The sequence below is a fragment of the Vibrio sp. 10N.261.45.E2 genome, assembly GCF_002875705.1.
GTDB lineage: Bacteria > Pseudomonadota > Gammaproteobacteria > Enterobacterales > Vibrionaceae > Vibrio.
The window spans coordinates 1-13,508 of the sequence record NZ_MCZZ01000172.1 but is presented as its reverse complement, the minus strand read 5'-3'; the positions used below and the strand labels follow the sequence as shown (position 1 = coordinate 13,508).

11 protein-coding genes and 1 pseudogene are annotated in these 13,508 nt (G+C 43.7%); 6 read left to right on the top strand and 6 right to left on the bottom strand.

All coding sequences use genetic code 11. The annotated features are described in order from the left end of the window. Window positions 1–28: 28 nt before the first annotated feature. From gltS to BCT34_RS22860, 3 genes are all read right to left on the bottom strand, one after another. Entirely contained in the window at window positions 29–1,261 is a 1,233-nt protein-coding gene (gltS, locus tag BCT34_RS22870) for a sodium/glutamate symporter (protein WP_076650918.1), read from the bottom strand. A gap of 77 nt (window positions 1,262–1,338) precedes the next feature. Beyond that, a complete protein-coding gene (locus BCT34_RS22865) occupies window positions 1,339–2,712 on the bottom strand; it encodes a patatin-like phospholipase family protein (protein ID WP_076650919.1) in 1,374 nt (457 codons plus the stop codon). Between the two features lie 159 nt (window positions 2,713–2,871). Continuing rightward, window positions 2,872–3,537, bottom strand: a complete 666-nt coding sequence (locus BCT34_RS22860) for a glutathione S-transferase (protein WP_076650920.1) — start codon at window positions 3,535–3,537, stop codon at window positions 2,872–2,874. A gap of 104 nt (window positions 3,538–3,641) precedes the next feature. Here BCT34_RS22860 and BCT34_RS22855 point away from each other — a divergent pair, with 104 nt between their 5' ends. After that, a complete protein-coding gene (locus BCT34_RS22855; RefSeq protein WP_076650921.1) occupies window positions 3,642–5,897 on the top strand; it encodes a peptidase U32 family protein in 2,256 nt (751 codons plus the stop codon). Window positions 5,898–6,061: 164 nt separating this feature from the next. Here BCT34_RS22855 and BCT34_RS22850 read toward each other — a convergent pair whose 3' ends face one another. Beyond that, complete coding sequence (locus BCT34_RS22850) at window positions 6,062–6,526, bottom strand: acyl-CoA thioesterase (protein ID WP_048615837.1); 465 nt, start codon at window positions 6,524–6,526, stop codon at window positions 6,062–6,064. A 180-nt stretch (window positions 6,527–6,706) separates the two neighbouring features. Then, entirely contained in the window at window positions 6,707–8,530 is a 1,824-nt protein-coding gene (locus BCT34_RS22845; RefSeq protein WP_076650922.1) for an ABC transporter ATP-binding protein/permease, read from the bottom strand. Between the two features lie 555 nt (window positions 8,531–9,085). Here BCT34_RS22845 and artP point away from each other — a divergent pair. From artP to artM, 4 genes are all read left to right on the top strand, one after another. Continuing rightward, complete coding sequence (artP, locus tag BCT34_RS22840) at window positions 9,086–9,814, top strand: arginine ABC transporter ATP-binding protein ArtP (protein WP_076650929.1); 729 nt, start codon at window positions 9,086–9,088, stop codon at window positions 9,812–9,814. A gap of 120 nt (window positions 9,815–9,934) precedes the next feature. After that, a complete protein-coding gene (locus tag BCT34_RS22835) occupies window positions 9,935–10,666 on the top strand; it encodes an arginine ABC transporter substrate-binding protein (protein ID WP_076650923.1) in 732 nt (243 codons plus the stop codon). Window positions 10,667–10,669: 3 nt separating this feature from the next. Further along, on the top strand, window positions 10,670–11,356 hold the full coding sequence (gene artQ / locus BCT34_RS22830; protein ID WP_076650924.1) for an arginine ABC transporter permease ArtQ: 687 nt from the start codon (window positions 10,670–10,672) through the stop codon (window positions 11,354–11,356). After that, on the top strand, window positions 11,353–12,021 hold the full coding sequence (gene artM / locus BCT34_RS22825; protein ID WP_076650925.1) for an arginine ABC transporter permease ArtM: 669 nt from the start codon (window positions 11,353–11,355) through the stop codon (window positions 12,019–12,021). Before artQ ends, artM begins: the two co-directional genes overlap by 4 nt. 371 nt (window positions 12,022–12,392) lie before the next feature. Here the strand turns inward: artM and BCT34_RS24785 are convergent, their stop codons facing one another. Next, window positions 12,393–12,521, bottom strand: coding sequence for a hypothetical protein (locus BCT34_RS24785; protein ID WP_257971478.1), 129 nt, complete (start codon window positions 12,519–12,521; stop codon window positions 12,393–12,395). 259 nt (window positions 12,522–12,780) lie between these two features. Between BCT34_RS24785 and BCT34_RS22815 the strand changes: the two are divergent. Beyond that, window positions 12,781–13,508, top strand: a pseudogene (locus tag BCT34_RS22815) (hypothetical protein); the annotation flags it as partial.

Here is a 13,508-nt window from a genome sequence, read left to right as displayed (position 1 = left end):
GGTTGCTCCTGCTCGGAATTAAGGCTAACTACATCAATCTCATGAAGTAAGGAATGATCAGAGCGTTGGCTAAATCAATAAAGAACGCACACACCAATGGCACGATAATAAAGGCTTGCACTGAGTGACCATACTTTTGGCTTACCGCCGACATGTTGGCCATTGCGGTCGGTGTTGAACCTAAAGAAATTCCCCCAAAGCCGGCACACACTACTGCCGCATCATACGTTTTACCCATTGATGGGAATACAATGAAGATATTAATGATTACGGCTAATAGAAGTTGCATTGCCAAGATGGCGAATATTGGGCCTGCCAAGTCGATCAGTGTCCAAAGTTGCATGCTCATCAACGACATCGCCAAGAATGTACCCAAAGATATTTCTGCAATTAGGTCGATTGCAGGTGAGCGCGTAGGCCATTTAGCACCTGATATTCTTGGATAAGAGTCTGGTATCACGTTAGTAATCACGATACCTGCAAACAAGCAAGAAACGAACAGCGGCAGTTGTAAACCAGTTTGGCTGATCAGTTCATTCAATAAAGCGCCGACGATAACGCAGATATGGATAGCTAACACGGCATCTAGAAATTGAAATGATGTCAGGGCTTGTTGTTTCTTTTTTGCACTTGAGTCACTTGAGTCATTTGAGTCTAATTGAACGTCGTTGGGCTTGAGGTTGTGACGTTTAATAAGAAACTTTGCAATAGGACCACCCATCAAGCTAGCTAAAATCAGCCCGAATGTAGCGCTGGCGATACCAATTTCCATGGCGCTTTCTAAGCCAAATTCTTCTGCTACCTTTGGCGCCCAAGCGATTGCTGTACCATGGCCTCCTATTAAAGAAATACTGCCACTTAACAAGCCAAAGACAGGCTCAAGTCCAAACATTGTGGCAACAGACACCCCAACAATGTTCTGCATTATCATAAAGAAGATAGTGATAACAAGCAGGATCACTAATGGTTTACCACCTTTGAATAGGTCTTTTAGGCTCGAGTTGATACCGATTGTTGTAAAGAAATAAACTAGTAATACATCGCGAGCAAACAGATCAAACTGCACCACAATTGAAGTAGTTGCATGTAACATCGCGAAGATAAGCGAGGCTAAAATACCGCCAGACACTGGTTCTGGAATGCTGAACTCTCTTAAGAAACCGATGACTTGGTTAAGCCTTCGTCCAATAAATAGCACGACGATACCCATGGTCACTGCAAAGAATGAACCTAGGTGTAAGATGTTGTTTTCAAATTCCATAGTGAACCTTGTATAAGTAAAATCCTGACGTGTTTCATGTTTGGTAATTGTCTAATTTATAAGCAACAAGATTAACACTATCTGTTGTCGTCAAAAGATAGGAAATCTTGAAATGCGGGATCTGAAGCCAACTGTTCATTACCTTCCGCTATCAATAAATCTACTTTGTGTTTATCAATCGTAAAATCGGTTGGGATCTGGTTAAGCTCGTAGCGTTTGTCGTCGTCTGCAACCTTGTTCAAACTCACTTCAATAAAGTATGGGACGACTTGATGTTCGTGATTTGAGGTGAACTCAGACCAGGACTCTAATTCGTTGACGATCAAGTCTTTGGTGCTGTCATTGTAACGATGCAACTGAATGTCGGTAATAACGTCTACCGTTTGTTTCACCGTCGGCATTTTAATAGAGTTTCCGATACCAGACTCAGGCTTGGTTGCTGCATCAACTGAGATAACGACGATAGGGGGTGTTGATTGGTTTTTGTGTAGCTGTTGCAGTTCTTCTTTGTCGTTGAAACGCAAATATTCGGACATTTCATAAACAGATAACAAGCCAAGGTTATCAGTAATCCCACCGTCCACTAGATGAAGATAATTGACTTCGTCTTTATGGCTATAGGACTCTAGCGATTTGATGAGGTTTCTATTGCGATAACTACTGGCTTCAAACGAAGGCTGCAAATGATCTGATTTGTCACAGTCATTTTTGTTTTCAAGTACTATAGGTGTGAAAACGAAAGGTACAGCAGACGACGCCGTCACCGAGCTCGACACAGAATAGCTGTTTAAGTCTGAACAAATTAGGTCAAAGTATTCTTGTGTGAATGAAAAGCGAGAGCCCGTCGATATATCCGTTGCGTTAATTACTATGTAAGGCGCACCTTCGCGTCGAATGTCCGCAAATGTGCTGTCACCAAAAATGTTGTCATCGTAATAATCGGTCGCTTTATCGGTTCTAGTAGCGTAAGAGAACCAATAACTTGGCGATAACAGAATAGAGATTAGGTCTTCAGACACTTCGTGATAGAGAAATGCTTCTTCGTAATCTTCGAATATTTTGTCGCCATACAATCCGTAGTAGGCAGCGGTAAAACTGCCCCCAGATACAGAGCTGATCATGTCGACTTCTTCTAATAGGTTGATACGTTCACCATCGATCTCTATATCAGTATTACGTAGTGCCTGTAATACACCATAAGAGAGCGCAGCCGCGCGTGTACCTCCGCCTGAAAAGGAGAGAATAAGAGTGACTTTGTTGTCTTGTCTGTAGAAATTTTTTGCAGTGTAGGCTTGCTTTTGTGACGCCCCCGAGTTGCCGGTATTAGTGGTTTTATTTTTTGCGCTACAACCTGAAAGGGCTAGTGATAAGACCACCAAAAGTGAAACTTCCGAGAAGCCTTTGAGGCCGTGATTAGATATGTTGAACGGGTTTACTTTGTTTTTGGGCATAGCACATTTCAAACTAACGTTGTGGTTGAGTGAAACGCTATTTTCGTTGAACTTTAATATGCCATCAATGGTGCCACCTGTAATTCAGTGTCACGATTTTCAAAACAATCTAGAGATAATTAAGCTTATTTAGAACTATTTATCGCTATGATTAACGACTTAGTTCCATCCAAAAACAGAATCTTGCTTGGTTTCATTCCACAAAGGGTATTGCTTCATTACTTGGGTGTAGAGCTTACTTTCAAGGTGCGCTCTTAACCAACGTCCAACGTTTTGATATTCAGATTTCACAAACCACTTCTTTTCGACTCGCACAAACTGGCTGACAAAAGGCATCACTGCAAAATCGGCTAAGCTTGGTGTTTCTCCAAACAAGTAGGACTGATTAGTGAGTTGCGCTTCTAACTGACTAATGAAGGTTTCGCAGGCTTGTCGACGCTGTTCAGTATCGATGTTTCGGTAGCGAACCGATGCACGATACTTTTCTAAGTGACCAATAAACTCATCATCGTTGGTTTTAATGAGCTGCTGGATTTGTTGGCTAAGTGTTGGATTGCTTGAGCGAAGAAGATCTTGAGGATCGTTTTGTTGAAGTGCCCAATTCATCACATCCAAACTCTGTTCAATAACTTCTCCATTGGGTAACACCAATACCGGAACTGTCCCTTTTGGCGAACTGGCCAATAGTTCGCTAGGCTTGTCTTTGGTAACGATTTCTCGAAGCAACACTTTTTGCTGTGATAGTGCGATGCCCATTCGTCCGCGCATTGCATAAGGGCAACGGCGCAAAGAATAAAGGATAGGTAGGTCAGATTCGTTCGGCATTATTGAGGTCATTGAGTTTGAAAAGTGTTGTACGGTGGTAAAGAGATCGTGATGTGGGTAGAATACGCGGCTTAAAAATTATAAGTAAGTGAGCGACTTCAAAAATGAGCAGAAAAATTGAGTTATTAGCCCCAGGTGGCGATGTAGAAGCGATAAAAGCCGCCATCGTAGCGGGTGCTAATGCAGTTTATTGTGGTTTAGACACATTCAACGCTCGTAACAGAGCTTCTAACCTATCGTTAGACGAATTGAATGGTGTGATTCGCCTTGCTCATGAATACGGCTGTGAAATCTTCCTAACGCTTAACGTTGTGCTGCTTGAGCATGAGACGAAGAGCATCACCAAACTATTGAACCAACTTGTGAACACCAAAGTGGACGGCATCATTGTTCAAGACTTGGGTTTGTTCAACCTGGTTAAGAAGCATTTCCCATCGCTAGACGTTCACGCGTCGACTCAGTTAACCACGCACAACGAAGGCCAGATTAAGTTCTTGTCTAAGATTGGCGCAACGCGCGTTAACTTGTCACGTGAGCTCAACCTTCCAGAAATTAAGATGCTGACAGAAGTGGCGCACGACCACGATGTACTGACAGAAGTCTTCGTACACGGCGCGCTGTGTATTGCATTCTCTGGTCAATGTTACTCAAGCTCAGTAAGTGTTGGTAACTCTGGTAACCGTGGCCGTTGTAGCCAAGCGTGTCGTGATGAATACGAAATCACCAACGCGGGCAACAAGTTCCCACTTAACCTGAAAGATAACTCAGCTTACTACGACCTACCTGAGTTGGTTGACGCGAAAGTTGACTCATTGAAAGTAGAAGGCCGAATTAAAGGCGCACACTACGTATACACAGTGGTTGATACGTGGCGCAAACAGATTGATAGCTTTGTAGAGAGTGGTTTGTTGATCGAAGACGATTCGAACCTGCACAAAGTATTCAACCGAGATTTCACCAACTCTTTCCTAAAGGGCAACCTGACGAAAGACATGTTCATCGATAACCCGCGTGACAACAGCATGAACTACGCAGTTGAGAAAGCGACGGAGCAGAACAACGAAATCTCGGTAGTACAGATTCAAGAAGTGACCAACGAACTTCACCAAGCGAAAGACGTTCTTGGTAACGAGATGCGTGAAAAGATCGAGTTCCTTGATATTCGCAAGACACCAGTAGCACTGTCGTTCAACGCAAAAGTGGGTCAACCATTTACGGTGACAGTCAACACGCCAAAAGAGAATTTTACCCTTCAATCTAAATCGCTATTGAAAGCGGTTGAAGAGAAGGCAATCACTCAAGAGCTACTTGAGAAGCGTTTTAAAAACGTGAAGAGTGCGGTTCACACGCTAGAAAGCCACGACTTCAGTGAAGTGGATGCGGGCTTGCTGATTCCTCTAAAAGAGGTTTCAGACATGAAAGACGAGATCGACTTCATTCTGAACGGCTCTGTGGAAGTGATTAAGCACGTTGAAGTGCCAGCACTGCCTCAGCACCCTAAAGTGAACGAAAAACCGACCATGTCGATGCTTATCGCGGATGTAGAAGACTTACACCTATGTGACGTGACTGATGCGGATGTTTACTTCAAACTGCCTGAAAGCTTCAAGAAGCGTTGTAACAAATACATCGACATCTTGGCAGCAAACCCACGTTTGATTCCTTGGTTCCCAGCGGTATTGATCGGCAAAGATTACGACGAAGCGGTTCGTATTCTTGAAGAGATCAAGCCAGCTCGTATCTTGACTAACAACACGGGTATTGCTTACAAAGCTTACGAGATGGGCATTGAGTGGGTTGCAGGTCCGTTCATGAACACGACGAACTCTCATGCATTGGTTACGTTGAAAGAAGAACTGAACTGTTCAGGTGCATTCATTTCGAATGAGATCAACAAAGGTCAGATTCGTCATATTCGCCGTCCAGAGAACTTCAAACTGTTCTACAGCATTTATCACCCAATCTTGATGATGACCAGCCGTCAGTGTTTCTTCCAAAGAACGGTAGGTTGTAACAAGGCGGCGATTGAAGCGGGCTGTATGTTGAAGTGTGAGAAAGCAACCACGATTACCAACGTGAAAGGCATCTCTTTCGCGGTTGATAAGCAGAAGGGCGGCTACCCAAGCATTTACAACCACGAGCAGTTCTTAAACCATGACGCAGTAACTGACTTCTCTGGTCTGTTCGACGAGTTCTTTATCGACCTAACCAACATCGGTGCAGGTTCTAAAGAAGTGAAAGACAAAGCCGAGCTTATCAAGCATTTTGAAGCGTTATTGAACGGCGTTGAAGGTTCACAACAGAACCTAGAGCAGCTCGTCGAGATTCGTACTAACGCGCAATATGTCCAAGGTTTATAGGGTTCAAGGTCTATAGGCTGCAAGGTTTATAGCTTCCGAGGTCGAGAGCGTTCAAGGTCTATAGCCAAAAGCTTATAAACCCAGAAGATCAAATAAAAGGCCACTCAATCGAGTGGCCTTTTTAATGTCTGAAACTGTCTAAGTATTCTGAATCAGCGAATACGTTATTCCGTCACCGCTTCTTGTTTGAAGCATGGGCTCTTCAACGTGTTCATCTTTTCGATTTCGTTGGTTAAGCGCAGTGAGAGCAGGGCTTTTTGGTTTGAAGCAAAATCAAACATCACGATAGTTGCGGTGCCGACGGTCGTCACTTTCTGCTGAGCCTTACTGACAATTGCGTACTCCATGGTGAATCGGTCATCTTGGATATCGGTGACGCGTGAGCCAACCATCAAAGTATCTGGATACGTGACTGGTCGGAAATACTTACAGTAAGTGTCACCAAGAACAGGGCCAACTTTGGTAATCGCCATCTCTTCCATCAACTCAACGTGCTTGAAAAAATCTAAGCGAGCGGTTTCGAAATAGCGAAAATATACGGCGTTGTTAACGTGATTGAGTGCGTCCATTTCTCCCCAAGCGACAGGGATTTCTGTTACTACTGGGTAGTCAGATAATAGTGCTTCCATGCGAACTCTCTTATTCTTATCTGTGTAATTAACGTTATCGACTTATCCTTCATCGGGATAAGTTGTTATTGGAATAAAAACCCTACCGCTTAATTAACAAAACTGCAACACGTGTGATTTAAGTTTTTGAAGCTTGAAACCACACAATGTCAGTGACTTAGTTGCACACCCACTCAATGATTACGCACTAAGGTGTTTGAATTGCAGCTCAACCAAGCGTTGGTACAATTCGCAGCTATTGATGAGCGACTGGTGGTCGCCGATGTCTACTAGCTGCCCTTTATCGAGCACTGCAATCTGGTCGGCGTGTTTAATTGTTGATAATCGATGGGCGATAATGATCGTCGTTCTGCCACGCATTAATTCTTCCAATGCTTGTTGAACATGATGCTCACTTTCACTGTCTAGTGCACTGGTAGCTTCATCCAACAAGAGAATATTCGGATCTTTCAAGATGGCACGTGCGATGGCGATACGTTGTCGTTGTCCACCAGAAAGCCTGACACCACGCTCTCCAAGAAAGCTGTTATAGCCATCAGGTAGGTTTTGAATAAACTCGTGCGCGTGTGCTTTCTTAGCGGCCTCGATAACTTGCTCGTCCGATGCCTGCGGGTTGCCGTAGCGAATGTTATGGAACACATCATTACTGAACAGAGCTGGTTGCTGCGGCACCAAGGCCATCTGCTTTCTTAGCTCGTTCGGGTCAAACTGATTCAATTCAACGCCGCCTAAGGTAACTTTACCCACTTGTGGGTCGTAGAAACGTTGCAGCAGTTCGAACAGAGTAGTTTTACCTGCGCCAGAAGGGCCAACCAGTGCCAACACTTTGCCTTCATGCGCAGTGAGCGTGAGGTTACTTGTTGCAGGTTGATCCGGTCTTGAAGGGTAACAGAAGGTCACATCGTCAAACGCCACTTCTGGTTTTAGATTAGATAACGCAGTTGGGTCCGCAACTGGCGCAACGATATGGCTTTCAACTTGTAAGATCTCGATTAATCGCTCAGTCGCACCTGCCGCACGTTGAAGTTCGCCCATCACTTCCGAAATCGTACCTAATGACGAAGCCACCATGATTGCGTAGAACACAAACGCGGCTAAATCACCAGCCGACATGGTGCCGTTGATCACATCACTACCGCCTACCCAAAGCATTCCTGCAATCGCGCTGAACACAATTACAATCACACCAGAGATAAGAATCGCGCGCTGTTTTACTCGCTGACGGCCAATCTCATACGCCTTTTCTACTTCAATCGCGAACGACGCTTTCTCTTGCTCTTCTCGGCTATAGCTTTGCACGGTTTTAATGTGCTCAATTGCTTCACCTGCGTAAGAACCCACATCAGACATCGAATCTTGGCTTTGTCGAGATAGGGCTCTTACACGCCGTCCGTACACAAGAATCGGAATCAAGATAAACGGCACCGAGGCCAATACAATCAAGGTCAGCTTAATGTTGGTCGCAAACAGCATGATGATTGCACCAATACACATCAACGCACTACGCATCGCCATAGAGAACGACGAACCTATGATGCTTTGAAGCAGAGTGGTGTCCGTTGTGATTCGCGACATGATGTCGCCACTGCCATTGGTCTCGAAGTAGCTCGGGTGCAGCGTCACGACATGATTGAAAACCGATAAGCGAATGTCTGCACTGACGCGTTCCCCAACAGAAGAAACCAGATAGAAGCGGAAGAAAGTACCAATCGAGATCAACACGACTACGACCATGATGAATTGAATCGCGCTGCCTAGGTATGATAGCGATTGCTGGCTAAAACCTTGGTCGATAAGAAGGCGAATACCGTGTCCGACAGAAAGGGTTAGGCTCGCTGTGAAGATCAACGCGATCAATGCAGCAATAACACGACCTTTATATGGCTGAATGAATTTACTCAGCTCAAACAAAATACTGAGGCTTTTTTTCTCAGGTTTGGGTTCTGGCGCTTGTTGAGTCGATCGCTGGTTTGAATCGAGCGTAGGAGAGACATCGTTTTGCATATGACTGCCTTAATGTGTTGTCGCTTTAAAAATAGATGGCTTGTTGCTTATTACTTTTTGCATATGGCTTATTGCCTGTACTGCGCGTTGTTTGCTGGAAAGTAATTGTTGTTGAGAATAGAACCCATTAAAGCATTTATTGCGCTGTGACGCTCCTTAGGAAACTCAATTTCCAATATTTCATCACCACTAAGTGAATAATTCGAAACAGCCTTAAAGGAAAGTTAAGCATTCTTATCGAGCCAGTTCGATAGAGAGATAGGGTGTTTAACCCTAATTTTTATGCAAGTAAATAGGCGTAAATAGAAGAGTTCGTTCATAAGTTAGCAATCGAGTAATGCTCTATAGACTGACAGAAAAACGTTTGCTTTTTATCTCGATATTAACTTTATCAATGACTTGTGATTTTTGGTTGTTAGACCAGTTATAGCGACTGTTTTTTATGCACTATTTGTTACAAAAATTCAACAAAGTAGTTTTTTATACATTTTTCTTGCATAAAACTTCGGATTGAATAGAATAACCAACAAATGACAATTAATGCAGTATTGTGGCATGAGTATTCAAGTAAAGAGCATCAACAAATCATACGGTGATACCCAAGTTCTTCACGACATCAGTTTCGACTGTGAGAGTGGCGAAACCTTGGTATTGCTTGGCCCAAGCGGCGCGGGCAAGAGTTCATTACTGCGTGTACTGAACCTGCTAGAAATTGCGGACAACGGCGAACTAGACATTGCGAATGAGCAATTCGATTTTTCAAGCCAAATCCAAGAGAAGCAAGGGCTTAAACTTCGTCGTAAAGTCGGCATGGTGTTCCAGCAATACAACTTATGGCCACACATGACGGTGATGGAAAACTTGATTGAAGCACCAACCAAAGTTGCGGGTTTGGATAAGCAAGAAGCGGTTAAGCAAGCTCAAGAAGTACTAAAGACACTTCAACTTGCCGACAAAGCAGACGCTTGGCCACTTCAACTGTCTGGTGGTCAGCAACAACGTGTTGCGATTGCACGTGCACTAATGATGAAACCGGATGTGTTGTTGTTTGATGAACCAACAGCGGCGCTTGATCCTGAAATTACCAACCAAGTCGTGAGCATTATTAAAGAATTGAGCGGGACGGGCATTACCCAAGTGGTCGTGACGCACGAAGTCGACTTCGCGAAGAAGATTGCTAGCCACGTTCTGTACCTAGAGAAAGGGTACATCGTTGAACACGGTACCAGCGATTCATTCGTTAATCCCAAGACACCAGAGTTTGCTGAGTATCTTACTCATTAAGTAAGTCACGTATTTAAAGAAAGCTGACTCACTAGATTTATTTAAACACAACATCGATTAAAACAATCAAATTATAAGAATGGCCACAGGCCACTATCACAATGTATTCGGAGTAACAAAATGAAAAAGATTCTACTAGCTTCACTTATCGGCCTTGCTTCTTTTAACGCAGCGGCGCAAGAAGAAATCAAATTCGCAATGGAAGCAACTTACGCACCGTTCGAGTACATGGACGAGAACAACCAAATCCAAGGTTTCGACGTAGACCTAGCAAACGCACTTTGTGAAGAAATGAAAGCGACATGTACTTTCCACAACCAAGCGTTCGATAGCCTGATCCCAGCTCTTAAATTCAAACGTTACGATGCAGCTATCTCGGCAATGGACATCACTGAAGCGCGTCTTCAACAAGTGAACTTCTCTAACGCTTACTACGACAACTCTGCAGCATTCATCTCTATCGAAGGTAAAGTCGCAGACCAAGCAGCACTAGAAGGTAAACGTGTTGGTGTTCAAAATGGTTCAACTCACCAAAGTTACCTACTTGAGCAAATGACTGGCGTAACAGCGGTACCTTACTCAAGCTACCAAGATGCATTCATCGACATGAAAAACGGTCGTATCGATTCTGTATTCGGTGACACAGCCGTTGTAGCAGAATGGTTCAAGAAAGAAGACAACCTAACGTACGTTGGCGATCAAGTAACAAACCAAGAGTACTTCGGTAACGGCTTTGGTATCGCAGTAAACAAGAGCAACCAAGAACTTGTAGACCAGCTTAACGTTGCACTTGCAGCAGTGAAAGCGAACGGCGAATACGACAAGATCTTCAACAAGTACTTCGGTAAGTAATTTATGGAATTAACGGGTTACTCTTTAGGGCTCGTCGAAGCAAGCTGGATGACTGTTCAGCTTACGTTCGTAAGCCTATTGGTTGGATTGGTTCTAGCAGTTTTGTTTGCAAGTGGTGAGATGTCTCGTCGCATTGCAATCAAATGGCCAACGACTGCATTTGTGACGATTGTTCGTGGTTTACCAGAAATTCTGGTCGTACTGTTTATCTACTTTGGTTCGACACAGGTTCTGTTCATGATCACTGGCGACTTCATAGAAGTGAGCCCGTTCTTATCTGGTGTTGTTGCACTGTCACTTATTTTTGCTTCTTACGCTTCGCAAACCTTGCGTGGTGCATTAAAAGCAGTAAGCAAAGGGCAGAGAGAAGCCGCAAGTGCGCTTGGTATTCCTCAGTCTCGTGCATTCTTTCGTATCGTGTTACCTCAAGCGGTAAGACACGCACTGCCAGGGTTAACCAACCAATGGTTAGTGTTACTGAAAGACACCGCGCTAGTATCGTTGATTGGCGTAACGGATTTGCTGAAACAAGCACAACTTACATCAGCAGCAACGCACGAAGCATTCACTTGGTACGCGACAGCAGCAGCAATCTACTTAGTCATCACTTTAATCACGCAAAGGTTGGTAAAAGTGATTGATGGTAAGTTCTCGATTCAAGGTTTGGGTAACAAAGGGGCAATGGCATGAATCAACAATACCTCTCTCAAATGCTTGAAGGCTTAGCCACAAGTCTTCAACTCACAGGCGCTTCATTGCTGGTTGGTTGTATCTTGTCACTGCTGATGACGGTAACGCTAATCCTAAGAATACCTGTGATTCACTGGTTAACGCGTGGCATCATCACGTTGTTCACCGGCACACCATTATTGGTTCAAATCTTCTTGGTGTACTATGGCCCGGGTCAGTTCGATTGGATTCGTGAAAGCTTCATGTGGACTTGGTTAAGCCAACCTTGGTTCTGTGCAATGTTAGCATTAGCATTGAACACCGCAGCATACAGCACGCTACTGTTCAGAGGCGCATTCAACGCAATTCCAGCAGGGCAGTGGGAAGCATGTCGCGCACTTGGCATGGACAAAATCGCAACGCTTAAAGTGTTACTGCCATACGCTTTGCGCCGCGCCGTTCCAGCTTACTCAAACGAAGTGATTCTAGTCTTCAAAGGCACGTCACTGGCAAGCACCATCACCATCATGGATTTGATGGGCTACGCTCAGCGTATCAACGGCCAAACTTACGACACACTCACCGTGTTCGGTATTGCTGGCGCATTCTACTTAGCAGTAAACGGCATACTAACGCTGATCTTCCGCCAAGTAGAGAAGAAAGCCCTCGCATTCGAAGCCGCGTAATCTAGCCACTCACAAGCTTAACTAACGTATAAAGCCTGCCATTTATGTTCTTATAAATGGCAGGCTTTTGTGTGTTTGGGGTATGTGTATTGGTGCTGTGTTTATATCCAGTGCTTCGGGTTTTTTACGGAATTTATACTATATGGAAATATTCTGCATTTTATCATTCAATGAGTTTATCTATGTTTTAAGTCACTGAATTGCTGTGATTAATCGTGGTAAATTGCGATGCATATGAAACTAGATAGAATGATTCTGTATTTAGATGAAGAATTTTGCAGTTTAATAATAGTTAGCTTACAAAGCGGGAATGGGAAGATAACTTCAAATAAGTAAGCCACCAAAGCAGTAGCTTACTTGAGCGCTGCACTTTATTTTTTAGACGATTTACTAGGTTTTAGCCCCGGAGTATTTCCCGGAGTATTTTTATTGTCACGTCGACGTTGGTCTGGTTTACCTGTCGATTTAGCGATTGGTTTTGGACCTGGTTTTAAGGCCATGATGATATTCCTTATTCTTATGAGAGCAAATCTCCCAAATGTGAATATATCCATGTCGGTATATGTAAACAGTGAGTTGTGATTTATTCCCATGCATATTTTGTGGTTATTGGGCTTGTAAGCATACAAACTGTTACAGAGGGATTCACAATGCATGGTATTTTTACTTTGCGTTTGGTTTTGTGTTTAAGGTGGTATGGTTAGGTTCAGTGGCTGTGTCGCGCACTACTTAACGCGGCGCTAGCCAGCAGCAAAGAAAATGGGAATTACGTTGATAATAAAAGAAATAGAAAGAAGACAACGACTTTTCAATGCAATCAGCTATGTAGACATTGCCATTGATGTAAAGCCTTCTAAGTTGAGAGATTTGGGAATCTATGGTGGTGCGGCTGGGGTATGGGTTAACTCAGACGTAACAAGGGGCGTAGTTTCTCCATCGAGCGGAGTTGCGGTCAGTATCTTGCACACCGGTAAAAATTACAGTGATAACATGTCGTCGAAGGGCATCGATTATGATTTTCCGAATACAAATAGAAATGGAAGTCATGATCAAAATGAAATACAAGCGCTAAAAAACTGCTTTGAATCCAAGATTCCACTGTTTGTTATCAGTAAAGCTTCGAATCAAAAACTTAGAAATGTTCATATTGGACTGGTTCAAACGTTTGATGAAATCAATGCTAAGGCATTTATCAAATTTGTGGCTCAGGATAAGTTGTTCCCAACAGCAAATGAAACAATCAAAGAATCACAAGCCGAATATAAAGTGACCTTCGAAAATGAAGTAAATGAGTCACTTGATGATAGCTCAGAAAACCGTCAAAGAAGGTTGGCCTCTAGAGCTACTAAACCGAAAGTCGTTTATAGGCTCGTTCAGGATTATCGTAGAGACCCTGACGTTGTCGCGGAAGCATTATATAGGGCAGAAGGCTATTGTGAAAAGTGCAAAGAAAAAGCGCCATTTATTAAGGTTCATCGCGGCTTTCC

Coding starts and splice junctions, on each gene's coding strand:
- gltS (WP_076650918.1), bottom strand. CDS start 1,261: ATGGAATTTGAAAACAACATCTTACACCTAGGTTCATTCTTTGCAGTG.
- BCT34_RS22835 (WP_076650923.1), top strand. CDS start 9,935: ATGAAAAAGATTCTACTAGCTTCACTTATCGGCCTTGCTTCTTTTAAC.
- BCT34_RS22845 (WP_076650922.1), bottom strand. CDS start 8,530: ATGCAAAACGATGTCTCTCCTACGCTCGATTCAAACCAGCGATCGACT.
- artM (WP_076650925.1), top strand. CDS start 11,353: ATGAATCAACAATACCTCTCTCAAATGCTTGAAGGCTTAGCCACAAGT.
- BCT34_RS22855 (WP_076650921.1), top strand. CDS start 3,642: ATGAGCAGAAAAATTGAGTTATTAGCCCCAGGTGGCGATGTAGAAGCG.
- BCT34_RS24785 (WP_257971478.1), bottom strand. CDS start 12,521: ATGGCCTTAAAACCAGGTCCAAAACCAATCGCTAAATCGACAGGTAAA.
- BCT34_RS22850 (WP_048615837.1), bottom strand. CDS start 6,526: ATGGAAGCACTATTATCTGACTACCCAGTAGTAACAGAAATCCCTGTC.
- BCT34_RS22865 (WP_076650919.1), bottom strand. CDS start 2,712: ATGCCCAAAAACAAAGTAAACCCGTTCAACATATCTAATCACGGCCTC.
- BCT34_RS22860 (WP_076650920.1), bottom strand. CDS start 3,537: ATGCCGAACGAATCTGACCTACCTATCCTTTATTCTTTGCGCCGTTGC.
- artP (WP_076650929.1), top strand. CDS start 9,086: ATGAGTATTCAAGTAAAGAGCATCAACAAATCATACGGTGATACCCAA.
- artQ (WP_076650924.1), top strand. CDS start 10,670: ATGGAATTAACGGGTTACTCTTTAGGGCTCGTCGAAGCAAGCTGGATG.